Genomic DNA, 26,109 nt, shown 5'->3' on the forward strand with positions numbered 1-26,109 from the left:
TCCGACAGCCACACCCGCGAATCGAAGGGGTCCGTCGGCGCGCATGGGCGCGCCTCCGGCGGGGTTCGTCATCACGACCGTCCCCCGATCGGGCAACCGTCACCACGGTCGCCGCCCGGTGGGATGTATGCCCGTATCGGAGGAGACCGTGTCACGCAGCCTGGACCTGGTCGTCACCTCCGTCGCCACCCAGTTGATGGAGGCCACGGCCGCGACGGCCATCCTGGTGAGCGAGAAGATCCTCGCGCAACTCGTCCAACAGTTCGACGTGGACGCCAGCTTCCTGCAGCACCTCGACCCGCACACCCGGACCCCCGCGCTGGTGGCCGAGTGGCCGCCCCGCTCGGACGCCGCGGACCCGGATCCGACGGGCTTCGCTCAGCTGGACCTCGCCGAGTCGGTCCTCGCCCAGTGCGGGCACGGGCACAAACCGGTGGTGATCCGCCCCGCGCAGTCCAAACGCTATGTCCGGCGCCGGCTCGGCGGGGCGAAAGCGGCCGCCTCCCCCTCCGTGGCGGCCGCACCGCTGGTCTCGGGCGAGACAACCATCGGCTTGCTCGGCTTCGTGAAGTTCGGTGCCCGCAAGTGGGAGCAGGAAGAGATCAACACGCTCGAGGCGGTCGCGGCGCTGTTCGCACAGCTGCAGGCCCGCATCGCGGCGGAAGAAAAGCTGCGTTATCTCGCCGAGCACGACGATCTGACCGGCCTCTACAACCGTCGCGCGCTGGTCGCGCACCTGTCCGGACGGCTGGCCACGGGATGCCCCGGGCCCGTCGCGGTGATGTACCTCGACCTCGACCGGCTCAAGCCGATCAACGACTACCTCGGCCACACCGCAGGTGACTGGTTCATCCGCATCTTCGCGCAACGCATCCGGATCTGCGCCCCCAACAGCACGATCGCCCGGTTGGGCGGTGACGAGTTCGTCGTCGTCCCCGACCAGCCGATGTCGCCGGAGGCCGCGGAGTCGTTCGCCCGGCGCCTCTCGGGGATGCTGTGCGAGCGGCTGGCCATCGGCGGCCACGTGATCAGCCGCACGGTCAGCATCGGCCTGGCGGTCGGCGAGCCGGGAAAAGACAACTGCACCGACCTGCTCCGCCGCGCCGACGAGGCGGTGCTGACGGCCAAACGCGGCGGCGGCAACCAGATCGCGGTGTCCACCGACGACATGTCGCTCAAACGCGCGTTCCGCAACGACATCGAGCTGCACCTGCAAGGCGACATCGGCAGCGAGGCGTTGCTCCTGCACTACCTGCCCGAGGTCGACCTGTCGACGGGCGCCATCGTGGGCGCGGAGGCGCTGGTGCGCTGGCGGCACCCGATCTGGGGTCTGCTGCTGCCCGACTCCTTCATCGGCATCGCCGAGTCGACCAACCTGGCGGCGGAGTTGGGCCGCTGGGTGATGCGCACCGCGTGCGCCGAGTTCAGCAGCTGGCGGGCCAAGGGCGTCGGCCAAGGGGCGGTCATGCGCATCAACGTGTCACCTCTCCAGCTCATCACCCGGGGTTTCGTGCGCGACGTCGCCGACACCATCGACGAGTTCGGGCTCGACGCCGGCTCGGTGTGCCTGGAGATCACCGAGCGCGCCGTTGTGCACGACATCGACACCACTCGAAAGACGTTGGCGGAGCTCAAGGAAGTGGGTGTCCAGCTGGCCATCGACGACTTCGGCACCGGCTACGCGGTGTTGTCGCACCTGAAGTCCCTGCCGGTCGACATGCTCAAGATCGACACCGGGTTCGTGCGCGACCTGGGTAACAACGCCGGCGACCTGGCGATCGTTCGCGCCATCATCGGCCTGGCCGAGGCCTTCGGTCTGGAAGTCGTTGCCGAGGGTGTGGAAACACCTTTGGCGGCAACGACTTTGATTCAGCACGGGTGCCGCCGGGCGCAGGGTTTCCTGTTGTCGCGTCCGGTTCCCGGCGATGCGATGGAAGCCCTATTCGCCGCGCGCTGGCTGTCGATGCCTTTTTTGGCCGACCGCAAGGCGTTGCCGACGGGCGGCATCTAGCATCGCACCGATGGTCGCAACATGGAGAACGGGCGCGGCGCTGCTCGTCGCGTGCGCGGTGACGCTGTTGAGCGGATGCGGCGGCCACAGCGAGCCCAATCCGTTGTCCCCGGTGGCCAGTCCCGCCATACCGCTGGGCGTGCAGGAGGTGGCCAATCCCCTGCGGGGCCAATACGAAGACCTCCTGATGCCGCTGTTCCCGCAGGGCAATCCCGCGCAGCGACGCTATCCGCCGTGGCCCGCGTCCTACGACGCCAGCCTGCGGGTTTCGTGGCGGCAGCTGCAGCCCACCGATCCGAACACCCTGCCCCCCGACGCTCCCGACGAGCGCAAGTTCGACTTCAGCGTGATCGACGACGCGCTGGCGAAGCTGGCCGCACGCAACATGCGGCTCACCCTTCGCGTGTTCGCCTACAGCTCCTGCTGCGACGTCACCTACGCGAACAACACCAACATCGCCATCCCCGATTGGATGCGCCCCGCATCCACCACCTACACCGGGCCGCAACGATACTGGTGGACCCCCGGGGTGGCGCAGGTGGTGCCGAACTGGAACGACCCCGGCTACCTGAACGCCTTCGGACAGCTGCTTGCCGCGCTCGGCCGCCGTTACGACGGCGACGAGCGGCTCAGCGTTTTCGAGTTCTCCGGCTACGGGGACTTCAGTGAGAACCACATCGCCTATCTGCGTGACACGCTGGGCGCACCGGGCCCCTCACCCGAGCAGAGCATCGCAAAGCTGGGTTACTACAGCCAGTTTCGCGATCAGAGCATCACCAAGGCGGCCATCGGCCAGCTCGTCGCGGCGAACGTGAGCGCCTTTCCCCACACCCGGTTGGTGACCACCGCGCTGAACCCGGAAATCGTGCGTGAGCTGCTCGCCGACGATGTCACCAAGAAGGTGTCGGCGCCAGTCGGCATCCGCTCGGATTGCCTCGGTGTATACGCGCCGTTGCCCGTTTGGGCAGAATCCGACGGCTCGTACTACGTGCACACCAAGGACCCACTTGTCGACCGGCTGAAGGACCGGCTGGCGTCGGCCCCGGTGATCAGCGAGTGGTGCCAGTTGCCCGACGGCACCACTGCGCGCTCCTACTACGAAAAGGGCCTGCGCGACGTCGTGAAGTACCACGTGTCGATGACGTCGAGTTTCAACTTCCCGGCCGTGGATTCTGCCACCCCGATGGACCCGGCCCTGTACCTGTTGTGGGCGCGAGCCAACGTCTCGGCCGGTTATCGGTACTCGGTGGAGGCGCGACCGGGATCGGAATCGTTTCGCGATCGCGCCGTGACGATATCGGTGGTGTGGACCAACTACGGCTCGGCCGCCGCGGTCGAGAAATGGGTGCCCAGCTACCGACTCGTCGATTTCTCCGGCGCGGTGGTCCGCACGCTGCCGACCGCCGTGGCGCTGAGCAAGCTGGTCCCGTCCGGGGAGGGCGCCGGCGATCACCCCGCCCCGGCGTCGTTCACCGAATCGGTGACCGTCGACCTGGCCGGGTTGGCGCCAGGGCACTACACGCTGCGCGCTTCCGTGGATTGGCAGCAACACAAGCCGGACGCGTCGCACGTGGTGAACTATCCGCCCATGCGGCTGGCGCGCTCCGGACGCGACGAATCCGGGGGGTATCCGCTGGCAACCCTGGACATACCACGCGACGCCCTGACTCCTGCCCCGCCCCGATGATCATGGTCGCCAGCAAACGTATCGACAACGCGTTGCAATCGGGACAACGCCGCGTGGCCATCCTGCATAATGTGCACTGGGCTTTGCGCGGCGAGTGTAAAGCAAATCAATTCGGCGCTATTCGCGTGGCGTCGGCCCAGAAAGGTTAGTGGATGGATTTCCGCACCTTTGTCCGCACTCTCGTCACCCACTGGAAGCTCGCCTTGGGGGCGTTACTGGCGTGCACGATCGGAGCCGCGGCCGTTACGGCGTTGCAGACGAAGCATTACCAGTCGACGGCCACTATCCTCATTTCCTTTCCGGGCGCCACCGACCTCACCGAGTTGTACAACGGCACGCTGACCGCGCAGGAACGGTTGTCGTCCTATGCGCAGATCGCCGGCGGACGGACGGTGGCCGAGCGTGCGATCAATCAGCTTCAGGCCCCGATGAGCGCCGACGCCCTGGTGAGCCAGACCCAGGTGAAATACACCGCCAAATCCATGCTTTTCACGATCACCGTCAAGGACACCGACCCCAACCGTGCCGCGGCGCTCGCGGGAGCGATGGCCGACCAGTTCGCCGCGCTGGTGCCGACTCTCGGTGCGACCACGGGCCCCAACGGCCGGACCGTGCCCGCGCTCCCCGGCTCGCGGCCCGACGTCGGCGAGCCGAATCCGCCTACCACACCACCGTCGGAAACCCCGGGCCAACCGGTGGTCAAACCCATGCCGTTGGCCAGGGCGAGGGTGGTGGAGGCGCCCCGGGTGCCCGATCACCCGGTGACGCCGGTGCCCGTGCGCAACATGGCGATGGGGTTCATCGCCGGGATACTGCTGGCCATCGCGGTGGCGGTGGCCCGCGAGGCCAACGACCGCACCGTGCGTTCTCGGGCGAAGCTGGAACAGCTTTCGGGACTGCCCACCTTGGCCGAGCTCCCCGGCAGGCGCGGAAACACCCCGCGGTTCGGTGTGGACTCCGCCCTCGACGACGCCGTGCGGGGGCTGCGCGCCCGGCTGCTCAGGGCGGTGGGGCCGCAGGCCCGCCGGATCCTGGTCACGGCGCCGTTCGGTGGGGAGGGAACCACGACCACGGCGCTGAACCTGTCGCTGGCACTGGCCGAGATCGACGAAGACGTCTTGCTCGTCGAGGGCGATACGCGCCGGCGTGTGATCGCCGGTCTGCTGCGGGTCGAATCGGGAGAGGGGCTGGCGAACGCGCTGGCCAATCCCGACAGCGCCGCTGAGGTGGTGAAGCCGACGCCGATTCCCAAGCTGTTCACCCTCGCGTCGCGCTCCGCCCGCCGCGAAACCCCGCCCTGCAGCGCGTTTCTGCCCGAGGTGATCGACCGCGTGCTGCTGGATCTGTCGTCACGTTTCGACCGGGTCGTGGTCGACGGCCCGCCGGTGCTGGCGACGCCGGACAGCGGACTGCTCGCCGGCGCCGTCTCGGCCACCGTGCTGGTGGTGCGGGCACGCCGGACCACCGCCGACGAACTCACCGACGCGCTGACCGCTCTGCGCGCGGCCGGCGCGGAGGTGGTCGGCACCGTGCTGACCGATGCCCGGCCGGCCCTGCACATCAGGGCCGCGGCCAAGACCTACCGGGCGAAGGTCAGCGGGCCGGCGTGATCCCGTATCTGCCCGGTCGCCATCGCCTCGCGGTGGATGGCGTGCTGCTGGCGGTGTTCCTGTTCGGGTGCTTCGTCTTTGGCGTGCTCGCGGTGCGGCGAACCACCGAGGGCGCGTTGCTGATCGCCGCGACGTTCTGCCTGGTGCTGTACTGGGTGAAGCGCGAGGGGATGGCGGGGGTGACGTTGTTCTTGGCGTTCGCGGCGCTGCCCGAAGGCCTGCACGTCGGCAAAGTCATTGGGCCGGTGGCGATCTACGCGTATCAGGTGCTCGCGGTGCTGGCCATCGGCTACCTGATCCCGGTCGTCAAACCCCGGTTCGGGGACTTCTGGCTGCCGGCGATGTTCGTGTTCACCGTCCTGTACTTCACCGTGGTCGGCTTCCAGCTGGGGCACGACCCCACGATGATCCTGCACGAATCGACCACCCTGATCGAGATGGTGATCGGGTTCGTGCTGGCGCTGTTGATCGTGTACGGCGGGTACCTGCGGTTCTGCGTGCGCGTCATGGTGGTGACGCTGTGGTTTTCGGCGGCCATGGCGATTTTCAGCTCCCTGCACGCGATCCGGCTGGCCGGGCGGGCCGAGAGCCTGGAGGAGGCGACGGGCGCCGGCCAGGCCCTGCGCATCGTCCTGTCCACCCAGACGCCGGCCACCGCCACGCTGACCGCTCTGGTTGCCGCGTCGATCGTCGGCCGCGTCCGGCCGATGGCGTACCTCGCCTTCGGCCCGCCGGCGCTGATCATTTCGCTGCTGGCCTTCTCGCGGAACACGCTGATCGCCGTGGCGGTGGGCGCCACCGTCGCGTTGTTCGCCAATTTCGGTTGGCCGGCCCTGCGGCGTTCGGCCGCCGTCGCCGCGATCAGCTTGGGCGTCTTCGCGCTGACGGTGCCGCTGTCGCTGTTCGTGCTGCAGCATTCGGAGGCCGGGTCCTGGCTCAGCGACCAATTCACCGCTTTCAACCAGCGGGTGCTCGGCGGCGTCTCGGCGAGCGCGCTCGCCACCGACGAGTCGACGCTGGACAGGCTGCGGGAAAACGCCCGCCTCAACGCCGCGATCGCGCAGGCGCCGCTGTTCGGCCACGGCCTCGGGTATGCCTACCAGCTGCCGTCGGGCAACGATCCGAAGGCGTTCGCCTGGACGCTGGGACCGACCTACTCGCACCTGTTCTACCAATGGTGGGTGGCCAAGGCCGGGGCAGTGGGCATGGCGGCGTTCGCCTGGCTCGCGCTGACGCCGGTCGTCAAGGCGCTGCGCTGCGCGTCGGCCCCGGCGAAGATCAGCGCGGCGGTCTGCGCCGGCCTGCTCGCGATATCCGCCCTGTGGCCGCTGCCCGAAATGCCCATGGACGCCCTGGCTTTGGGTATGGCGCTGGGGACGGCCATGGGATTCGCCGGGCTGCGGCGCAGGAACTCCGAAGCGGGCCACCCGGGCGACCGCAGCGTGCCGGAGCCGGCCGCCGACCGAAAATGATTGCGGTCATTCACGTCGGGCCCGACATGTACAGCTTCGGCGGGACGCAGTCCGTGATCCGGGTCATCCGCGACAACATGATCGGCGCCGACCAGATCCGCGTGCTGTCCACGTGGAACGGGCGCCACCACGCCAGGAACCTCGTGCTCACCGTGCGCGCGGGGGCGGCGCTGGCCCGGGCGCCGCGCGCGAGCATCGTGCACTTCCACTTGTCCAACGGTGGCGCCTGGTTGCGCGAAGGACCGCTGATCCGGCTGGCGCGGGCGCGCGGCTTCCGGATCATCGTCACCATCCACGGCTCGGACTTCGCCGAGTTCGCCCGGTCGCGCCCGCGTTTCGTGCGGTCCACGCTGAGCAAGGCGGACCACATCATCGTCTTGTCGGAGGAGGCGCGCGCGGCCGCGAAACGGGTGGCGCCCGCGGTGCCGGTGTCGATCGTGGCGAACCCGGTCGCCATCGACCGGGACGCGCCCGGCGCCGGTTCGACACCGCCGGTGGTGCTGTTCGCCGGCACCATCGGGCGGCGCAAGGGTGTCGACACGCTGGTTGCGGCCTGGCGGCAGCTGCTCGCCGAGGGCATCGAAGGCCGTTGCCGCATAGTCGGTGTCGTCGACGACTACACGCCGCCGCCCACGGAGCGCCTGACCGTCGAGCCGCCGGTGCATCCGGACCGGGTCCGCGAGCTGATCCGGTCGGTCCGGGTGGTGACGCTCCCGTCGTTCGCCGAGGGCATGCCGATGATCCTGACCGAGGCCCTCGCCGGCGCGCGACCGTTCGTGGCGACCCCCGTCGGCGGTACGGCCGAGATCGCCTCGGACCCGGGCATGCTCGTACCCGTGGGCGACGCGCCCGCCCTGGCGGCGGCGATCGGCCGGTACCTGCGCGATGCGGACCTCGCCGAGCGTGACGGGCGCCGGGGTCAGGAACACATCGCGGCGACGCGGAGTCCGCGCGTCATCGACGCGGAGCTGCGCCGGATCTATGAGGGCTGCAGTGTTGGGGCGGGTTGAGCTCGCCGGGCCCCGGCTGAGCATCAGCGCGATGGGCTTCGGATGCGGCGGTCTGATGCAGTCACCGTCGCGCAAGGAACGGATGGCCGTGCTGGGTGCCGCGGTGGACAACGGGATCACCCACTTCGACACCGCACGCATGTACGGGCTCGGGATGGCCGAGGCGGAGCTCGGGGTGTTCCTGCGCACGGTGCCACGCGACAGCGTCACCGTGGCAACCAAATTCGGCATCGATGTGGGCGGCCTGGCCCGGCGGCTCGGCCGGTTTCAGGCCCCGGCGCGTGCGCTGCTGCGCCAGGCGCCGGCGCTGCGGCGCGCGGTCAAGCGCCGGCAGGCGACGCCCGGGACCGCCCGCGTGTACGACGCGGCCGGCGCGGCGCGCAGCCTCGACGAGAGTCTCGCGGCGCTGGCCGTCGACTACGTCGACATCTTGTTCCTGCACGGTCCCCGCCCGGGGGACACCGTCGCCGGTGCCGAGCTCCGTGACTTCTTCGAACGCGCCCACCGGCAGGGCAAGATCCGCGCCTGGGGTGTCTCGCAGGACGAGGGGCTGGACACGGATTTCGCCGCGGCGTTCGCGCCCGCGGGCGTGAGCCAGGTTCGCGCCGACCTGCTCCACCCCCCGCCGCGCCCGGCGGATCTCGCGTTCGGGGTGCTGCAGAGGTCATACGTCGCGCTCTCGGCGGCGCTGCGCTCCGACCCGGCGTTGGCGCAACGCTGGCGCGAGGCCCTCCAGCTCGACCCACTGGCTCCCGGGGCGCTGCCCAAACTGATCCTCGGATCGTCAGCCGCCGCAACCGGTTGCCGCGCAATACTTTACAGCACCACCAACCCGGGACGGGTCGCCGAAGCGGCGGGCGCCGTCGCGTCGCCGCCGGACGCCGCGACGGTGGCGCGGTTCCTGGCGCTGGCGGCGGAGGTGGGCGGGGGTGCCACCGCGTGATCCGTGGGCCCCGCGAGTTCGCCCCGAACGCGACGATCGAGACCGACGTCGTGGTCGTCGGGGCCGGCGCGATCGGCATCGCGACGGCGCTCGAGCTCGCGCGGTCCGGTGTCCAAGTGGCGCTGATCGAAAGTGGGCTGGAGCGCAAAAGCCAAGCGGCGCAGGAGTTGTCGACCCTCGCGTCACTGCAGGACGACGAGCTCCATGCGCACAGCGAGCTGATGATCCGTCGGCAAGTGGGCGGGACCACGGCATTGTGGGGCGGCCGATGCGTCATGTTCGATCCGATCGATTTCGAGGACCGCCCGCTCACCGCGCAGGCGCCCTGGCCGATCCGCTATGAGGACGTCGAGCCGTACCTGCAACGCGCGTGCGATTGGGCCGCGTGCGGGAGGGCGGAGTTCAACGCGCGCGACGTCCCGGAGCTGGCGCAGACCGACATGGTCGCCGGGCTGCCCGATGGGGACGTGCGCACCACCGACCTCGAGCGCTGGGCGCTGCCGACGCGTTTCGGCCGCGAGTACCGGACCGAGCTGCGCGACGCCCCCTGCCTCACCTTGTGGACCGGCCTCACCTGCACCGAAATCGTGACGACGCCGGCCGGTGACCGCGTCGACCACCTCGTGATCAAGACGCTCGACGGGCGCCAGGGCAGGGTGGTCGCCGCGGACTACGTCATCGCGACCGGCGGTCTGGAGGCCACTCGCCTGCTGCTCGCGTCGGACCGCCACCATCCGGCGGGCCTGGGAAACGGGGGCGGCCATCTCGGACGCTGGTACATGTCCCACGTCGAAGGCAGGGTCGCGCGCGTGCAGTTCACCACCGATCGCGTCCTCTACGCCTACGAGCGGGACAACGACGGGGTGTACGTCCGTCGGCGCTTCACCCTGGACCCGCGGCTGCAGCGCGAGGCGGCCATGCTGAATGCCGCTGTCTGGCTGGTCAACCCGCCGATCAGCGACCCCGGCCACGGAAGCGGGATCCTGTCCGGCGTTTACCTCACGCTGATCTCCCCGGTCGGCCGTTTCCTGCTCGCGGAGGCGATCCGCGCAAAGCACACCGAGACGGACGGCCCGCCGCGGATCCTCGCGCACCTGCGCAACATCGTGCGGGACCTGTTCCCGTCGCTGCGGTTCGCGCTCACCTTCTCCTACGCCCGGTTCCTGCGCAGGGGCCGTAAGGCGCCGGGCTTCTTCGTGAAGAGCGCCGACAGCCGGTATCTGCTGCACTACCACGGCGAGCACCTTCCGCACTGGGAGAGCCGGGTCGAGCTCGCCGACGACCGCGACGCCCTCGGCATGCGCAGGCTGCGCACCCACATCCACTTCTCGGACGCCGACTACCGGAGCGTGCGCGCGGCCATCGCCACGATCGATGAACACCTCCGCCGGCACGGCGTGGGACGCGTGGAATGGCTGACCGACGACGTCGAGGGGTCGGTGCGCGGGTTCTTGGGCGGCCACGCCGGTTACCACCAGGCCGGAACGACGCGCATGTCGACCACCGAAGAGGGCGGCGTCGTGGACCCGCACCTACAGGTTCACGGGGTGCGCGGGTTGTACGTCGCGAGCACATCGGTCCTGCCGACGTCGAGCCAGGCGAACCCGACACTGCTCGGGATCGCGCTGGGCGTGCGGCTCGCCGAACGCCTCGCCCGCGCCCGAACCCCTTGCGCCGGTCCGGATTCCAGGACCGCATGAGCCGTCAGCGCCGGCCGGCCAGCACCTCGGCGATGACGTCCAGGAAGCGCTGCGCGACGATGTCGACGTCGCAGTGCTGCGCGTAGTGGCCCGCCGCCTGGGCGCCGAGCCGCGCCGCGACCGACGGGTCGGCCAACAGGTCGAAAGCGGCCGCCAGTCCGGCGACATCGTCGACACCGATCGGGGGGAAGCCCGGTGGCTGGTACTCGGGCAGGGCGCCGGCGGTGGACACGATCGGCATCACACCCAGTTGCATCGAGAGCACCTGCACGCCGCTCTGTGACGCCCGCCGGTAATGGCACACCGAACCCTTCGCCGCGGCCAGCGTCGGAATGACGTCGGCGTAGCGGTAGCTGCCGTTGCGCCAGCGCGTGTGTTCGGGCAGGGCGCCGGCGTCCAGCGGCCCGTCACCGATGAGCACCAGGTCGTCGCCGCGCCAGCCGCCGCCGGCGAGATGGCGTCGCCACGCCTCGAGCACCACGTCGACGTTCTTGTACGGGTTGAGCCGGCCGAACATGACGAAGTCGCGGCGCCCTTCGGGCCCGACGAACGGTGGAATCCTATGCGGGTCAACATCACTGGCGAGCGGCACCACATGCACCGGTGTGCCGGCGACGTCGCGCCGCGCGGAGACGGCCGTCGCGACGTAGCGGCTGTAGGTGACGGTGGCCGCCGAGCGGGCGCCCCAGCGGTCGAATACCGCGCGTTCGTAGGGGGGGACCTGCTCGCCGGGATCGTGCGGCTGGTCGTCGTGCACCACCTGGATGCGTGGTGCCCGCCCGGCCAGCACGATCCAGCGCGGGTCGCGCACGATCTCGGCGATCACGACGTCGGGCGCAAAGCGGCGGATGCGGCGCCACGCCTTCACGGTGGGGAGCCAGGTCGCGGCGGTCTTGAAGCGCGGATCGAGTACCAACTCGTAGTCGCGGGCGGCATCGGACTCGGGGTGCCGATCCGAGGTCACCAGCAACACCTCGGCGCCCCGCCGCAACAACCCCTCGGCCTGCACGCGCACCGCCGGTCGCGTCCAGGGCGAAAGCCACAGCACCCGGGGAGATTTCATAGCTCGTCGTCGGCCTCAAGGAAGATGTCGGCGTCGCTCCACATCCGGGTCTGCAGCGCGCGTCGCGGCACGCCGGCGAGCAGGGCGGTGACACGGGGCGAGGCAAGCAGCCGCCACGCCAGCGGGTTGACCTTCGCGCGGGTCCAGATGTGCAGCCCCATGCCGCCGAGTTGCCACCACCGCGTCTTCGAGGTGTGGAACTGCATGCCGAATCGCTTCCCGATGAACTCCAGCGTCGATCTCTGGTAGAAGGTGATGTGCTGGCCGGTGGCAAAGGCGTAGTACATCCAGTCCTGCGGGGGCGGGGGCCCATCGAACAATTCGGTTGTGAAAACGATGGTGTCGGTGCCCGTGGTCTGAAGCAGCTCGGCGACGAAGCCGATCGGGTCCGTCAGGTGCTCCATCACCTCGAAGGCGGTGACGACGGTGTACGGGGGTCCGGGGCCGGCGTCCGCGTCGAAGCCCTGCGCGGTCAGGTTGGGGGAGTGTTTGTCGGCCCAGTAGTAGTCGAAGCCGATGTCCCGCATCAGTCGCGTGTAGACGCCGTAACCCCCGGCCGCGTCGAGAAACCGGCCGCGGTGATCGAAGAAGAAGTACAGCAGCACCGACATGGCCCGGGCGAGATACTGATTGCGCCACAGCATGGTGGTGTCGGCCGCCGCGATGGGACTCGCATAAGCCTCGTCGAGCCAATACGGTTCCTCGGTCTGCAGGCCGCCGCAGTTGTCGCAGAAGTAGTACTTGCAGTCGTATTTGGTGAGGACTTTGTGGGTGAACGCCAGGGTGGTGCCGGAACTGCAGATGCGGCACAGCACGCCCATCAAATCCTCCCGCGCATGTCCCGCGCCTCGAGCAAACACCAGGACAATGCAGAACCTACGGCACTTTCGGTGCTGCGGGCAAGCGAATCGGCAGCCGATTTCGGTGCGGACCGCCGTTGTGCACCACCGTTATTCAGCGAACGTGGGGAATGCTCGGCTATCGCCGTGATAGTTTCTATCTCCCATGGCCAGAAGCGCTACACCGCCACCGAAAGAGACGCTCCGGCAGAAGATCCGGCGCATCCTCGGCACTGAAACGCGGGACCAGCTCAAGGATCTGATCCTTTTCGACCATTCCCAGTCGCTGAAGGCGAACCATCCCAACCCGCTCAACCGCGCGGGCAAGAAATGCTTTTCGGCGACCGACGAGGACGGAATAACGCTGGAGATCCTGCGCCGGATCGGCCGGCTCGACGACGGCGTGTTCGCCGAGTTCGGCGTCGGCGACGGGACCGAGAACAACACACTGATCCTTGCCGCACTGGGCTGGAAGGGCTTCTGGGTGGGGGGACAGGACCTGGCCGTCACCGTCGAAGACCACCCGCGGTTCACCTACCAGAAGGCGTGGATCACCGCGGACAACATCCTTGCGCTGACCCGCTCCTGCCAGCAGAGGATCGACGCCACCGGAGTCGACGTGATCTCCCTCGACCTCGACGGCAACGACATCTACCTGGTCGAGAGGCTCTTGGCCGACGGCATCCGTCCCAAGCTGTTCATCGTCGAATACAACGGCAAGTTCCCGCCGCCGGTGCGGTTCCAGATCGCCTACGACCCCGATCATGTCTGGCAGTCCGACGACTACTTCGGGGCATCGCTGAGCAGCTATGCGGCGCTGTTCGCCCGCTTCGACTACCGCCTGGTGTGCTGCAACTCCCACTCCGGTTCCGACGCGTTCTTCATCGACACCGCCCTGTCCGGCTACTTCGCCGACGTGCCGACGGACATCGAGGAGATCTACACCGAGCCCAGGTACTTTCTCTACGGCGGCTTCGGTCAGCACAAGACGTCCCTCCGCACGGTGGCGCAGATCCTGCGCCCGCGTCCCGAACGATGACGCGTCGGGACGAAAGCCGCGGCCTGCGAAGCGTGTTCACAGCACCGCGTTGATCGCTTCCACATAGGCGTCGGTCATCGCCTCCACCGTGTAGTGCTTGCGCATCCGCTCGAAGCCACGGCGCCCGACCGACGGCAGCGCGTCGGGGTTCGCCAGTATCCGGGCCAGGCTATCCCGCCATCCCGACACCGACACGGGCTCGACCAGGAAGCCCGCCCTGCCGAAGTCGAGCATTTCGGGCACCGCGCAAACCGCCGATGCCGCAACGGGAACCGCGCGTGCCATCGCTTCGAGAATCACCAGCGGGAACGCCTCGGACCGGCTCGGGACGCACAGCAGGTCCGCATCCGCCAGCGCGGGACCGGGGCCCGCCGACCAGCCCCGCCACTGCACCCGATCGCGCAACCCGGCGGGTGTCTGCCGTTGCAGCCTTTCCCGATCCGGGCCGTCACCGAAAATCGAGAGCCGCCAGGGCATGTCGGGAAGGTCACCGAGCGCCTCGATCAGCAGGTGCGGGTTCTTGTGCTCGACGATGCGCGAGAGCATCACCAGGTGCAGGGGTTCACCGGCGGCCCGGACGTGCGGGGCCGGGTCGCCGGTGAGGGCGACACCGTTGGGCGCGACGAATCGCCGTCCCCGCAGCCGATGCTGGGCGACCAGCATGTCCCAGTGCCGTTGCGCCAGAACGATGAATCCGTCGGAGCGGCGCATGGCGGCGGTGAGCGGCCGCGAGTAGATCGGCCGATCCTCCTCGGGCGGAACGTGCGGCGCGACCAACCAGCGCCGGCCGGCGGCGGCCGCGCGCCACAGTGTCGCGAAGCCCGCCTCGGTGTTGGTGTCGGCGGTGATGAGCACCGCCGGATCCCCGGGGATGTCGACGGCCGGCGCCCACCACGGCTGGCGCACCACCCGCACGGTATCCGGGATCTCGGAGATCATCGGGCCGAACCGCTGCACGCAGACGATGGTGACGGGGTAGCCGCGACGATCCAATTCCGCTGCCAGCAAAGCCTTTTGCCGCTCGGCGCCGCCATAGACCAGGCGGTTGGTGGTGATCACGATCGAGGGCAGGTCGTCGCGCCGCCCGGCGTCAGCGGCCCGTCGCGTCCCGCGTCGCGCCCTCCCCGGCAGCGTGGTGCCGGCCAGGTACGCGTCCGCGTGGTGCACGCTGTGCTGGTGCTCGAGCAGCAGCGCGGTGTTGGCTCGCACCAGGTCGCTCACCCGCCGGCGGTGGGCGGCGGTGCCCGCGGCGTCGTCGAGGCCCGAGCGGTCGACGCCGACTTCGTCGGCCAGCAGCAGCCGCCAGCCCGCCGCGCGGGCCCGGGCCTGCCAGTCGGCTGCCGCACCGAAGCAACAGAATTCCTCGTCGAAGCCGCCGACGGCATCCCACGCCGCGCGGTTGATCGCCAGGCAGCCGGCGTCCAATTCGCCCTCGACGGACTGCGATTCGGCAGGCTGGCGGGCGTACAGGCGCGCGATCGGCGTGCCGCGCCGCGCGTACCGGTGACCCGCGGCCAGCTCGCGAACCAGCGTCCGGCGGCGGGTCGCAACGTCCCACGGCGCCCAGCCGGGTGCCGTGTCGTCGCGGGCCATCGGCGAAACCGCCGCCACCCCGGGCCGGCTCAGCAGCGCGCGGGTGCGGGTCAACGGTCCCAGCAGGCGCGCTCTCGCGTCGAGCAGCAGCAGATCGGCGCCGCCCGGGGCGTGCTGCACCAACGCGTTAAATGCTTCGGCGCAGCCGAGTTTCACCGCCCCCGACACCCGGTGGACTCGCGGGTGCCGGGCGGCCGGCCCCGTCACGTCGCCGCAGTCGTGGACGTAGACCGGCAGGTCGGGCAGCCACTCGGCGACGCCGGCCAGGCACGACTCCAGCGCGTCGTGGCCGCCGGTGGCCACGATCAGCACGGCCAGGGGCCGCTCGGGCGGCAGCTCCGTCGTGCCGCCGGCCGGAACCTTCAGGTACTGCCGATCCAGTTCACGCTTCATGCCGCCAACTGATTCCGGCGCAGGGCGGCCAGATCCGACCAGCGCAGCGGGCCCGCCGCGGCGCTGGTGAGCAGGTAGGCGACGGCGGCGGCGGCGAGGACGAGGACCACGTGGTGACCCCAGAGCAGCAGCGTCACCGCGACACTCGCCGCCGTCGGGATCGACACCCGCAGCAAGAACGTCACCGGTGTGCGGTAACCGCAGTGGCGGCGCAGCCACCAGCTGCTGACCACCATGTTGAAGAACTCGGTGCACACCAGCGCGACGCCGGGTCCGACGGCGCCGAACCGCCCGGCGAGGGCGAGGTTGAGCCCGACGTTGAGGACCAGGGTGGCGATCGTCAACCAGAACAGGATCCGCTGGTGATGGCTGGCGACCAATCCCTGACCCAGCGTGCCGCTGACGAATCGCAGGGCCGCCGCGACGAACAACAGCGCCAACGTCGGCGTCCCGCGGGCGACGAACGCCTTGTCACCGAACAGCGAGATCAGCGGTCCGGCCAACAAGGCGCCGACGACCGCGACGGGAACGGCCACGAAGTACATCAGCTCCACGCTGCGGCGCAGGAACCGGGCGAACGCGGCGACGTCGCGTGCGAACAGCTCGGTGGCCGTCGACAGCGTGGACTTGAGGAACACCAGTGACACCACGATGGTGTTGAACGCGATCGTGAAGGCCAACCCGTACACCCCCACCTCGGAGTGGGTGCTCAGCAGCGACAGGATGACCCCGTCGGCCCGGCAGTACAGGAGCCCGACCACCAGAAACCCGATCAGCGGCAGGCTTTCCCGCAACAGGTCGGCGGCCTCGCGCGCTGCGAAGACCGGTCGCACCGAGATGTGCCGCATCGCCGCGGTGCCCTGGATGAGCAGCGCCACGGCGGGCGGGATGAGTTGGGCGACAGCGAACCAGATGACGTCCGCCCGCGTCGCGACCAGGAACGCGACCATGACCAGTGCGCCCAGCCGGCCGGAGAAGTCGGAGATGGCCACCGCGGAAAACCGTACGGTGGCAAGGAACACCGGTTCGAACCGCGTCACCATGGTCTGCATCAGCAGCGCGCCCGACAGCACCACGAGCATCACGCGGACGTCGGCGTCCCGGTAGATGAGCAACCCCGACCCGGCCGCCAGCAACGCCAGCGGAACGCAATAGATCAGGGCCAGGCCGCTGTTCACGCGCACCAGGCGCTCGAGGTCACCCTGACCGGACGTCACGCGGCGCACGATGACCGTGGCGATGCCGAGATCGGCCAGGCTGGTCCACATGGCGATGAAGAGCACCGCGATGGAAAGTTGGCCGTAACGGCCCGGGCCCAGGTAGCGGGCGGTCATCGCGACCGACACCACCGAGGCCAGCATCCCCAGTGCGCGGGAGACCAGTTGAATCGAGAAGGCGTGAGCCATTCGCGAGAGCGGCACCGACGGGACGACCGCCTCGGGCGTCGTCGGCTCAGTCATGACTCCCTAGTATGCGCCGTGACTGGTGAGAACGGCCTTGATCGTCTTGGCGATGATCATGAGATCACCCGACATCGACCAGTTGTCGACATACGACAGGTCCAGTCGCACCGACTCTTCCCAGGAAAGGTCTGAGCGGCCGCTCACCTGCCACAGTCCGCTGACGCCCGGCTTCACCAGGAGCCGGCGCCGCACATCGCCGTCGTAGTTCTCGACCTCGCGCCGCAGCGGGGGGCGCGGCCCGACGACGCTCATGTCGCCCCTGAGCACGTTGATGAACTGGGGCAGTTCGTCGATGCTGAACCGGCGCAAGATCCGGCCGACCGGCGTGACCCGCGGGTCCTGGCGCATCTTGAACAGCACCCCGCCGGCGCCTTCGTTGAGCGCCAGCAGCTGATCGAGCTGGGCGTCGGCGCCGACGGTCATCGTCCGGAACTTGAGCATCGTGAAGGGCTTTCCGTCGATGCCGATCCGTTCGGACGGGTAGAACACCGGCCCCTTGCTGGTGAGCTTGATCGCGAGAGCGGCCGCGATGAGGATCGGCGCGGTGGCGATCAGCGCCGCCAGTGAGAAGACGAAATCGAAGACCTGCTTCTGGAAGCGTTGCGTCCCTTCGTATTGCGGCTTCTCCACGTGCAGCAGCGGCATGCCCGCGGTGGGGCGCAGCGTCAGGCGCGTTTCGGCGACGTCCATCACCCCGGGCGACACGACGACGTCGACGTCCATCGTCTCGAGCTGCCACATCAGCTCCCGGATCCCGTGCATCCCGAAGTGATCGGTCTGCGTGACCGCCACGGTGTCCGCGCCGCAGCTGCGAATCGCGTCCGCCACGTGGGCGACGTCACCGAGGATCGGGACCTCGCGGCCACCGATGGTGAGGGTGCTGCCACGCGGTCGCCCATAGCCCGGAATGCAGACTCCCACCACGACATAGCCGTCCAGCGGGTTGCGGGTCAGTTCGCGGGCCAGGTGGGTGACCGCCTGGCGATCCCCGATCGCCAGGACCGCCGTCTGGCATTGGCCGCGCCCCCGCAGGCGGCCGACGTGCTTGCGCCACAGGCTGCGGCTCGCCAACAGGCCGATGGTCCCGACCGGAAGCGCGATCGCCAGATACCCGCGGGCCAGGTCGACCTTGGCGAGCAGCGTGACCATCGCGATGATCCCGAACGTCCAGAATGATGCGCTGCCGATCCGCCGGTACTCGTCGATGCCGGCGCCGATGACCCGCGGCGAGCGGGTTTGGAAGACCGTCAGCGACGACAACCACAGCGCCGCGAACAGGAACGAGAACAGCGTCATGACCACGTCCGAGTAGCCCGAAGTGTTGGCGATCTCCCCGAAGCGGACGTACTGGGCCAGCAGCACCGACGCGCACACGATCAGCGCGTCGGTGATGCGCAGATGCTGCGAATACCGGTGCTGCCAGCGCCGGATGGGATTCGCGACGGGGGAGGGCGCCGGGGCGGCGGCGACCGGCACTGGGCTCGGCCGGTGGTGAGTCCACGACGTCATGGCGGCCGGTCTGCGCTCGAGCGGTCCCGGTTCGACGTGCACGACGTCCACCAATTCCTGGGTCATCAACTGGTTAGACATGACGCTGCTCTCCCGATCGGCGTGAAGCTCGGCGTTCGCGCGGGCCAACTGGCGTCCCGCTCGGAGATGACGGTCACCGGCAGCGGCCACGCGATCCCGAATTCGGGGTCGTTCCAGTGGAATCCCTGCTCATCTGACGGCGCGGGCTGGCCGCTGACCTGATAGCTGACTTCGGTGTTGTCGATCAGGGTCTGGAAACCGTGCGCGACGAACGGCGGCAGGAACAGCGCCCGGTAGTTGTCCGCGCTCAACTCGACCATGACGTGGTCGCCGTAGGTCTGCGACCCGGGCCGGATGTCCACGGCGACGGCGGCGATGGCGCCGCGGGTACAGCGGACCAGCTGGGTCTGCGCGTAGGGCGGGGTCCGATGGTGCAGACCCCGCACGGTGCCGCGGGTGTAGTTGAAGAAGATGTTCGTCTGGGTGACGTCGAAAGTCAGCCCCCGGCTGGCGAATTCGTCTGCGCAGAAGGACCGCGACGAGAACCCGCGGTGGTCGCGTTGGGGCTCCAGGTCGATGATCGTCACGCCGGCGATCTGGGTGGGCGTGTACTTCACTTGCCGATCCTTCCGCAACGGGCCGCGCCCATGGACTGGTCTGCGTTCATGCGATGGCCTACGCGTATCCACCGGACGGCGGGCGCGTCATCACGGTCGGGATGACCCCGTACCGCGGCCCGAGGTTCTTGCCCGACGCGGCGACCAGGCGCGGCAGCGAGCCCATGATGCTGGGCGGCGTGTTGGCGCTGGCGAGGCTGATCGTCGGCAATGCGGACGCGGCGCTCTGGGCCGCCGGGATCACGCTGGTCCAACTCGCCGGCACCGCCAGCGGGCCCAGCGAGGCCGCGCTGCCCAGGCTGCCTATCACGCCCGACCCGAGTGATCCGATGGATCCGAGCGCGCCCGCGCCCGTGCTCGCCGCGCTCGCCGCCCCCGCGGCAGCAGTGCCCGCGGCCTGCATCGCCCCGTTCGCCAGGCCCTGCGCGGTCTGGGCCATGCCGAGGATGGAGGACATCCCGTATAGCGGCGTCGCGCCCGCCATGAAGTAGGTGGGAAGCGAGCTGGGCAGACTGGACACCAGGCTGTTCATCAGCGACGAAGCGGCCGAACTGGTCGCCGTGCCGGCCGTGCCGGCCGCGCTGCCCGCACCGGCACCCGCCTCGCCCAGCGTGACGGTCCCGGCGGTCATCGGCGACGAAAGCCCTTGCAGGGTGGTGGGCACCGACGACATCACGTGCGAGAGGGACGTGTGCGTCGCCGCCAACGTTTCCGCCTGGGCGACCGCGCTGCTCTGGCTGGCAACGCCCGCTGGGTTGGTGACGTCCGGCGCCGGGCTGAACGGGGTCACTTCGCAAGCGACCGCCGAGCCCGCGGCGTACTCGTACATCGCCGCGGCGTCCTGCGCCCACATCTCGCCGTATTCGGCCTCGGTGGCCGCGATCGCCGCGGCGTTCTGGCCGAAGAAGTTGGTGGCGACCAGCGTCGCGAGCTGAACCCGGTTGGCGGCGATGGCCGGTGGGGGGACGGTCATCGCGAAGGCGGCTTCATACACTTCGACGGCGAGTCGGGCCTGACCGGCCGCCTCCGCCGCCCGTGCGGCCGCCCCGGCGGTCCACGCCATGTAGGGGGCGTAGGCGGATGCCATGGCCAACGACGACGGGCCCATCCAGCGCCCGGTCGTCAGGCCCGCGATCACCGTCCGGTAACAACTTGCGGCGGAATGTAATTCGGCGGCAAGGCTGTCCCAGGCCACGGCGGCGGCCACCAGGGAAATCGGGCCGGGGCCGGCGTACATCCGCGCGGAGTTGAACTCCGGCGGGAAGGCACCGAAATCGATCACGTCACGCCCCGGCCTTGCGGGCGGCGCGAGTCGCCGCGCCCGAACGTCCGCACACTGGGGCAGGGGCGTGAGCGGACGTGGCAGCGGCGGCGTACTCCACCGCAGGTAACCCGGGATTAAACATACTAAAAGTATGCTCTGGTTGGCCGTTGCTTGCTAAGAGTATTTGGCCCGCGACCAGGAAGGCACATGGTCCCTTCCTGGGTGTTCTACCTGCTGGCGCCGCCAGCCCGCGTGGCCTCGTGGTCACGACCGGCATGTGCCTCTCCTTACGCCCTACAGGTGGCCCGGCATCGGGGTGTATCGGCTGCTCAGATGGTCGAACGGGGGAGTCTGTGCAGCGCTCGCCTACAAACTGACACCTTGATAATAGCGCAGAAAACATACTAATAGTCTGCAAAGATCCTGTGATCCGCACTACAGGTATTTGCGGCCGCGTCAAGCGGGAGCCTCCGGCTGCTAATCTCGGACTTGGCCAAGAACTGCCGGGGGTGGCCGGTCGGTGTCGTTTCAGACCGTCTGAGAACCGAGGTGTATGCCCTGCTCATCAACCTGATGGGGAACGACCGGGTCAGGGTCGTTACCCCTGGCAAGATCGCTCGCGACAGCCACGGTGTCGGCGCGCGAACCGGCATCACTGCCGGATTCGAGTCTCCGCCCCACCCTCGCGGCCTGGCGGCCGAACCAGAGTTGAGCCGGCACGTCCGATGACGACCCACTCGGGCGACGGGCGCGCCGACGCGACGCGCCGACAGATACTGCGGGCCGCCTCGCATCAGTTCGCGCGCCGGCCATACCACGAGGTCGGTCTCGACGACATTCTCGCGGAAGCGCAGCTGACCAAGGGCGCGATGTATTTCCACTTCAAGTCCAAACACGCCCTCGCGGCCGAACTCATCGACAAGCAGATCGCCGCGGCCACCGTCGCGGTGGGAGACCTGATGACCAGGGGGCTTTCCGGTCTGGAAACCCTGATCGACTTCTCGTATCTGATCGCCGTCCAGGACATCAAGACCGATCTGGTCAGGGCCGGCCTGAACCTGATCGAGTCGGTCGGGTCGGCGGAGGGACTGCGGGACACCTTGATGAACGGATGGGTGAACGCGCTGTCGGGGGTGGTTCAGCAGGCCATTGACGAGGGGGACATCGACGGCCAATGCGAGCCCCACGACGTGGGACGCCTGATGGTGTCCCTGCACATGGGGCTGCGGAAGACCAGCAATCTCGACGAGCCGGAACGATTCCTGCTCGACCTGGAGAGATGCTGGATGCTCATCCTGGGCGGAATCCTGCGACCGGACCGAGCCGATTACTTCCGCCAATTCCTAAGGCGGCGTGCGGCGCTCGCCGTCAATGCCGGATCGACCGGGGAAGATTCGCCGTAATTCACGCGGTTGGCCACACCGCCCGCCCGCCCTCGCGTCGGCTGCTAACCTTGGACGCCTTGGCGGTCGATGTGAGGCCCAGACCGACGGCTACGCGCATCCGACGCGACTCCGGAGGTGTAGAGACAGTGGCGCGCCAGATCCGATCCGAGGCCACTCGGCGCAAGATCCTCGATGCCGCGATGGAGGTGTTCGGCGAAGTCGGATATGCCGCCGCCGGCTGGGGCTCGATCATCGAGCGGACGGGGATGACCAAGGGCGCCCTCTACCACCACTTCGATTCCAAGGAATCGCTGGCGTCCGAGATCCTCAAGGAGGGCTCCGACAACCTTCTCACCGCATTCCGCAACGTATGCGGGTCGTCGTCCCCGGGACTGGAGAATCTGCTGCACGGCGCCTTCACCATCGTGGAAGTGCTGAACTCGGACGAGATGGTTCGCACGGCCGAGCAATTGGCCTCTGCGTTAAGCGGATTGAACGACGCCGCCGCGAGCTTCTATGCGAACCTGGCGGCGTCGATCGAAGAGCAGGCCCGGCGGGCGATCGGCGAGGGTGACCTTCGCAACGACGTCGACCCCCAAGTGCTCTCCGAGTTCCTCGTCGGAGCCATGTTCGGAACGCGGTTGGTATTCAACGCGATAGCTCGCCGCGACGCCGGCCGGCCCATCGCCGGCGACATCGCCGGGCGCCTGCGTCAGATCCTGGAACTGCTGCTGCCCGGCACCGTCACCGACGCGTCGCTTCCCTACTTCCGGCAATACCTCGGTCGAGAAGTGATGCGCCATGCCCCGAGCGCCGCGCCGCGCGCAGACGCCGACACCGAGCCCCTCATCGGATAGACCATCCAACCGCCGAGGTTCGGGCCGGATGTGCCGCATCCTCTTTCGCGGTCGTCCAGACGGTGGTTCGATAACCGGGCTTGACGCGCTTTTGACGATGCATACTGTTCCGGTGATGTACCCGAGACGCCTGGGCAAAGCGGTGGCGCTGGCCGCCGTCTCCGGATTTTTGGTGATGAGCGCCCCGGCGTCGTGGGCCGCGCCCGGCGACCCGGTTACGGCGGCGGACTCGCCGACCCTGTCGCTGACCGACATCGGGTCCGCCCCCATGCTGGAGTTCTGGGGCCTGACGAGCAGCCAGCAGCTGACCGTGCCGGTCTTGCACGGGCTGACACCGACAGCGCTGAACGCCACCGTCGAACTGCCGATCAATCTGCGGTCCGGGTTGCTCACCGTGACGCAGGGGGAGCGCACCATCGCGCGACTGAATCTGCCGTCGGCCGATCAGACGCCGATCGTCATCCCGCTGGCGGGCGCGGAGATCAACGACAACTGGCTGTCGGTGACCCTGCGTTCCTACCTGGTGCCGTTGGACGGATACTGCCTGTACCCGGAGAGCCCGCTGCGCCTGACCAACGGATCGATCACCTACACCGGGGTCGAACTGCCGCCCACCACCGTGGCCCATTTCCTGCCCCCGGTGCTGCGGAAGCTGTCCATCTATCTGCCGCAATCGCCGTCGCCGAACGAGTCGGACACGGCGATCCAACTGGCCGCGGCCGCGGCCAGTCACTACGGCAGACAGACGCCCGACATAGCCGTGATCCCGCTGGCGGACGGGCAGGCGGCGCCCCCGGGGCCGCCGCAATCACTGGAACGCCAGATCGTCGTCAAAGAGGGCCCCGACAACGGCCTTTCGCTTCAGGGTCCCGCCGGGGTGCCCTGGTTGCTGATGTCGGGACCGCTCGGGCAGTCCGACGAATCGAACACGGCCGTGCTGTTCAACGACGTGTCGCAGCTCGCCATGTCTTCCAAGGCGGCGGTGGAACAATTGAAGCCGCGCCCGCAGCAACTGGGTAACTCCGTCACGCTGCGTGAACTCGGGCAGCCGGTCGTCAACGCCACGTCGCTGCAGCCGCGGGTGTCGATCGGACTGGACCAGACCAAGTTCGGGCGGTCCGTGCACGACGTGCGCGTGCACCTGCAGGGGTCCTACACCCCGACCCCAGGCAACATCGGCGGCCAGATCGCCGTGACGATCGGCCCGGAGACCGTCGATCACTGGCCCACCGACGGCCACGGCACCATCGATCGCTGGCTCGACGTGCCCGATCGCCTCCTGCAGCGATACACCAGCCTCGACCTGGTCTTGGACGTTGCGGCCAACACGGGGCATTGCGGCGACTTCTACACCGCCGGGCCCGGCAACCAGCTCCTCACGTTGAACATCAACGGCGACAGCACGATTCAGACCAGCCCGGCCGCCCCGCCGGTGCCGGACGGCTTCCAGTCGGTGCCGCAGTCCCTGATGCCGCGGGTGCAGGTGGGCATCGAGCCCCACTCGTTGAGCGACACGGTCCGGGCGGTCAACCTCGTGGTGGGCCTGCAGCGAATCAGCTCCGTGCCGCTCTACACCACGGTCACCGGTGTGCAACAGGCGATCGACTCGTCGGATCCCGCGATATTGATCGCCGCCGACGGCTGGAATCACTCCAATGTCACGCTGCCGGTGTCCGCGGGGCCCAGCGGACCGATCACCGTCAACGCCGTCGAATCCGACGGCAGGCCCGCCAAGCTCACGCTCGACCCCGGGCTTCGGTTTGCCTCTCTCCAAACGGTTTTCAACCGGGGCAGGTCGCTGTTGGTGGCGACGTCCAACGGGGCGCCCGGGCAGCTCGACGAGCTGATCCGCTGGCTCAACGGCGATAACAAGCGCTGGCAACGGCTCAAAGGTGTCGCGGTGGTCTCCGCCCCGGGCGGGCAGGACCCGGTCACCGTCGAGCAATCGCCCGCGGCCGGGCCGGCCGCGGGATCGCAGGGCCACTCGGGTGACTCTGACTGGCTGTGGTGGTTCGGCGCGGGCTGGGTCGCCGTGGCCATCGTCGGCGCAGGCGTGATCGTGTGGCGGGTCCGGCGCGAATCCTGGCGGCGCCGTTAGGTTTCGGCGCCTGATGGCACGAGTCAGGAATCTCGTGGCGGTGCTGCTCTGCGCGGTGGGCGTTCCGGCGTTCACCCGGGCGCGACACCGCCACAAGCTTGCCATCGTGATGTTCCACGGGGTCGAAGACCAACCGCTGTCGCCGGCCTGCCGGCACGTGCTCGACGCGGCGCTGTACCGCCGCCAAATCGCATATCTCCACAGGCATTTCAATGTCCTGCCGCTCGAGGAGGCTCTGGAGCGGCTCGCCGACGGGACGTTGCCGCCCCGTGCGGTGGCGATCACGTTCGACGACGGCACGCGCAACCTCGCCACGCGCGCGGTCCCGGTGCTGCGCGAACTGGGACTTCCCGCGGCGGTGTTCCTGGCGACCGGCGCGATCGGCAGCGGCGAAACGTTGTGGCCCGACCGGCTCTGGCTGGCGATCGCCCGCACCGCGGCGACCGAGGTCGATCTGACCGCGTTGGGACTGGGCGTGCACTCCCTCGTCGGCATGGCGCACCGCGCGAAGGCCTATGCCGCCGCGGTGGAGGGGTTGAAAGGCCTGCCCGACGCCGACCGGCTCGGGGCGCTGGACGACGTTCTGGGCGCGCTGGGGCACCGCGACGACGGCGACGGCGGCCCATTCCGGATGCTGTCCTGGGAAGAGGCGCGCGCGATGGCCGGCGACGGCCTGGTGACGCTGCATCCGCACTCGGTGACCCACCCGATCCTCGCCCGCTGCGACGACGACAAGGTGAAGCGCGAGATCGCCGATTCGTGCGCTGCGCTCGAACGCGAGACCGGGCGCCGGCCAAGGGTTTTCGCGTATCCCAACGGTCGCCCGCGCGACTTCGACGACCGCGCCAGGGACGCGCTGCGCGACCGTGGCATCCGCTGGGCGTTGTCGACCAGGCCGGGGTTCGCCGACCCCCGCTGCGACCCGCTGGCGTTGCCGCGGCTGGCGGTCTCGAGCGATGCGTCTTTCGGCCACTTCCGGTTGCTGGTCTCCGGCGGCCTGCCGCGCCGCCCGGGAAGACGCGGCTAGCGGTCTTCCTTCCACAGCTGTTCGGTCAGGTCCTGGAAAGCTGCGAGGACGAACTGGTCGTCGGCCCGCATCGCCGCCGACTTGCTCATCAGGGCGCGCACCACCGAACCGTCCTTGTGCTGCAGTTCGACAACCATATTGGCCAGCGAATGAACGACGGATAACACATCCGAGTCCGGCGCGTGATGGAAGATCTCATGAAACCGAAGCGACAAGACCTCCTCCGGCTCGTAACCCATCATCTCGGCGAACGCGGCGTTGGAAAAAAGGATGCGGCCGTCATTCTCGATGGCCAGCACGGGAATCGGGATCCGCTCTAGCACAACCAGTGCCGGCAACTGCTTCAAGGCCGTCATCGGCGAGTCCCCGTGTTGCCGATTACGTCGTCGCTCCACCGGCCGATTATGGCGCATAACATAGGCAATACACGAGGCCTTTGCGCAGATGCTGATGCGGCGCTTCGCGGGCCCTTGCTTTTCCGGCCGCCTCGCCGGCGGGTCCCGGCGGC

General features: G+C 68.9%; 20 protein-coding genes. 12 read left to right on the forward strand and 8 right to left on the reverse strand.

Translation table 11 applies throughout. From position 1 onward, the window contains the following. Positions 1-148: 148 nt before the first annotated feature. From AWC03_RS06260 to AWC03_RS06290, 7 genes are all read left to right on the forward strand, one after another. Entirely contained in the window at positions 149-2,011 is a 1,863-nt protein-coding gene (locus AWC03_RS06260) for a putative bifunctional diguanylate cyclase/phosphodiesterase (RefSeq protein ID WP_085239706.1), read from the forward strand. Positions 2,012-2,021: 10 nt separating this feature from the next. Then, positions 2,022-3,698, forward strand: coding sequence for a copper resistance CopC family protein (locus tag AWC03_RS06265; protein WP_085239657.1), 1,677 nt, complete (start codon positions 2,022-2,024; stop codon positions 3,696-3,698). Between the two features lie 152 nt (positions 3,699-3,850). Further along, positions 3,851-5,308, forward strand: a complete 1,458-nt coding sequence (locus AWC03_RS06270; protein ID WP_085239658.1) for a tyrosine-protein kinase domain-containing protein — start codon at positions 3,851-3,853, stop codon at positions 5,306-5,308. Continuing rightward, on the forward strand, positions 5,305-6,780 hold the full coding sequence (locus tag AWC03_RS06275) for an O-antigen ligase family protein (RefSeq protein WP_085239659.1): 1,476 nt from the start codon (positions 5,305-5,307) through the stop codon (positions 6,778-6,780). The genes AWC03_RS06270 and AWC03_RS06275 overlap by 4 nt, the downstream gene beginning before the upstream one ends. Further along, entirely contained in the window at positions 6,777-7,790 is a 1,014-nt protein-coding gene (locus AWC03_RS06280; protein ID WP_085239660.1) for a glycosyltransferase family 4 protein, read from the forward strand. Before AWC03_RS06275 ends, AWC03_RS06280 begins: the two co-directional genes overlap by 4 nt. A gap of 31 nt (positions 7,791-7,821) precedes the next feature. After that, positions 7,822-8,733, forward strand: a complete 912-nt coding sequence (locus AWC03_RS06285) for an aldo/keto reductase (RefSeq protein ID WP_208859364.1) — start codon at positions 7,822-7,824, stop codon at positions 8,731-8,733. Continuing rightward, positions 8,730-10,433, forward strand: coding sequence for an FAD-dependent oxidoreductase (locus AWC03_RS06290; protein ID WP_085239661.1), 1,704 nt, complete (start codon positions 8,730-8,732; stop codon positions 10,431-10,433). The genes AWC03_RS06285 and AWC03_RS06290 overlap by 4 nt, the downstream gene beginning before the upstream one ends. A 4-nt stretch (positions 10,434-10,437) precedes the next feature. Here AWC03_RS06290 and AWC03_RS06295 read toward each other — a convergent pair whose 3' ends face one another. Both AWC03_RS06295 and AWC03_RS06300 read right to left on the reverse strand, forming a co-directional pair. Then, positions 10,438-11,481 carry a glycosyltransferase family 4 protein gene (locus tag AWC03_RS06295; protein WP_211279213.1) on the reverse strand — a complete coding sequence of 348 codons (1,044 nt, stop codon included), beginning with the start codon at positions 11,479-11,481 and terminating at the stop codon, positions 10,438-10,440. 11 nt (positions 11,482-11,492) lie between these two features. After that, positions 11,493-12,317 carry a class I SAM-dependent methyltransferase gene (locus AWC03_RS06300; protein WP_085239663.1) on the reverse strand — a complete coding sequence of 275 codons (825 nt, stop codon included), beginning with the start codon at positions 12,315-12,317 and terminating at the stop codon, positions 11,493-11,495. A 184-nt stretch (positions 12,318-12,501) separates the two neighbouring features. On the opposite strand from AWC03_RS06300, the gene AWC03_RS06305 reads away from it, so the two are divergent. Further along, complete coding sequence (locus AWC03_RS06305; RefSeq protein ID WP_085239664.1) at positions 12,502-13,374, forward strand: hypothetical protein; 873 nt, start codon at positions 12,502-12,504, stop codon at positions 13,372-13,374. A gap of 36 nt (positions 13,375-13,410) precedes the next feature. Here AWC03_RS06305 and AWC03_RS06310 read toward each other — a convergent pair whose 3' ends face one another. The 5 genes from AWC03_RS06310 to AWC03_RS06330 all read right to left on the reverse strand — a co-directional run bounded on the left by AWC03_RS06310 (position 13,411) and on the right by AWC03_RS06330 (position 20,252). Next, positions 13,411-15,360: a glycosyltransferase gene (locus tag AWC03_RS06310; protein ID WP_085239665.1), complete on the reverse strand. Its 1,950-nt coding sequence runs from the start codon at positions 15,358-15,360 to the stop codon at positions 13,411-13,413. Then, on the reverse strand, positions 15,357-16,820 hold the full coding sequence (locus tag AWC03_RS06315; protein WP_085239666.1) for an oligosaccharide flippase family protein: 1,464 nt from the start codon (positions 16,818-16,820) through the stop codon (positions 15,357-15,359). The genes AWC03_RS06310 and AWC03_RS06315 overlap by 4 nt, the downstream gene beginning before the upstream one ends. Positions 16,821-16,826: 6 nt before the next feature. Continuing rightward, a complete protein-coding gene (locus tag AWC03_RS06320) occupies positions 16,827-18,332 on the reverse strand; it encodes a sugar transferase (RefSeq protein WP_249025833.1) in 1,506 nt (501 codons plus the stop codon). 65 nt (positions 18,333-18,397) lie between these two features. Next, positions 18,398-18,970, reverse strand: coding sequence for a dTDP-4-dehydrorhamnose 3,5-epimerase family protein (locus tag AWC03_RS06325; RefSeq protein WP_085239668.1), 573 nt, complete (start codon positions 18,968-18,970; stop codon positions 18,398-18,400). Between the two features lie 58 nt (positions 18,971-19,028). Next, complete coding sequence (locus tag AWC03_RS06330) at positions 19,029-20,252, reverse strand: PPE family protein (RefSeq protein ID WP_085239669.1); 1,224 nt, start codon at positions 20,250-20,252, stop codon at positions 19,029-19,031. A 707-nt stretch (positions 20,253-20,959) separates the two neighbouring features. Here AWC03_RS06330 and AWC03_RS06335 point away from each other — a divergent pair. From AWC03_RS06335 to AWC03_RS06350, 4 genes are all read left to right on the forward strand, one after another. Continuing rightward, positions 20,960-21,637: a TetR/AcrR family transcriptional regulator gene (locus AWC03_RS06335; RefSeq protein ID WP_085239670.1), complete on the forward strand. Its 678-nt coding sequence runs from the start codon at positions 20,960-20,962 to the stop codon at positions 21,635-21,637. Between the two features lie 128 nt (positions 21,638-21,765). Continuing rightward, positions 21,766-22,476 (forward strand): TetR/AcrR family transcriptional regulator, encoded by a 711-nt coding sequence (locus tag AWC03_RS06340; RefSeq protein ID WP_085239671.1) that lies wholly within the window; start codon positions 21,766-21,768, stop codon positions 22,474-22,476. A gap of 97 nt (positions 22,477-22,573) precedes the next feature. Further along, a complete protein-coding gene (locus tag AWC03_RS06345) occupies positions 22,574-24,574 on the forward strand; it encodes a hypothetical protein (protein WP_085239672.1) in 2,001 nt (666 codons plus the stop codon). A 13-nt stretch (positions 24,575-24,587) separates the two neighbouring features. After that, positions 24,588-25,601, forward strand: a complete 1,014-nt coding sequence (locus tag AWC03_RS06350; protein WP_085239673.1) for a polysaccharide deacetylase family protein — start codon at positions 24,588-24,590, stop codon at positions 25,599-25,601. On the opposite strand, the gene AWC03_RS06355 is transcribed toward AWC03_RS06350, so the two are convergent. Beyond that, entirely contained in the window at positions 25,598-25,957 is a 360-nt protein-coding gene (locus AWC03_RS06355) for a PAS domain S-box protein (RefSeq protein WP_085239674.1), read from the reverse strand. The two genes, AWC03_RS06350 and AWC03_RS06355, sit on opposite strands and share 4 nt — an antisense overlap. Between the last annotated feature and the right edge of the window lie 152 nt (positions 25,958-26,109).

This window comes from Mycobacterium europaeum, assembly GCF_002102155.1.
GTDB classification, from domain to species: Bacteria; Actinomycetota; Actinomycetes; order Mycobacteriales; family Mycobacteriaceae; genus Mycobacterium; species Mycobacterium europaeum.

Coding starts and splice junctions, on each gene's coding strand:
- AWC03_RS06270 (WP_085239658.1), top strand. CDS start 3,851: ATGGATTTCCGCACCTTTGTCCGCACTCTCGTCACCCACTGGAAGCTC.
- AWC03_RS06335 (WP_085239670.1), top strand. CDS start 20,960: ATGACGACCCACTCGGGCGACGGGCGCGCCGACGCGACGCGCCGACAG.
- AWC03_RS06355 (WP_085239674.1), bottom strand. CDS start 25,957: ATGACGGCCTTGAAGCAGTTGCCGGCACTGGTTGTGCTAGAGCGGATC.
- AWC03_RS06305 (WP_085239664.1), top strand. CDS start 12,502: ATGGCCAGAAGCGCTACACCGCCACCGAAAGAGACGCTCCGGCAGAAG.
- AWC03_RS06315 (WP_085239666.1), bottom strand. CDS start 16,820: ATGACTGAGCCGACGACGCCCGAGGCGGTCGTCCCGTCGGTGCCGCTC.
- AWC03_RS06350 (WP_085239673.1), top strand. CDS start 24,588: ATGGCACGAGTCAGGAATCTCGTGGCGGTGCTGCTCTGCGCGGTGGGC.
- AWC03_RS06310 (WP_085239665.1), bottom strand. CDS start 15,360: ATGAAGCGTGAACTGGATCGGCAGTACCTGAAGGTTCCGGCCGGCGGC.
- AWC03_RS06265 (WP_085239657.1), top strand. CDS start 2,022: ATGGTCGCAACATGGAGAACGGGCGCGGCGCTGCTCGTCGCGTGCGCG.
- AWC03_RS06345 (WP_085239672.1), top strand. CDS start 22,574: ATGCATACTGTTCCGGTGATGTACCCGAGACGCCTGGGCAAAGCGGTG.
- AWC03_RS06320 (WP_249025833.1), bottom strand. CDS start 18,332: ATGACGTCGTGGACTCACCACCGGCCGAGCCCAGTGCCGGTCGCCGCC.
- AWC03_RS06285 (WP_208859364.1), top strand. CDS start 7,822: ATGGGCTTCGGATGCGGCGGTCTGATGCAGTCACCGTCGCGCAAGGAA.
- AWC03_RS06300 (WP_085239663.1), bottom strand. CDS start 12,317: ATGGGCGTGCTGTGCCGCATCTGCAGTTCCGGCACCACCCTGGCGTTC.
- AWC03_RS06280 (WP_085239660.1), top strand. CDS start 6,777: ATGATTGCGGTCATTCACGTCGGGCCCGACATGTACAGCTTCGGCGGG.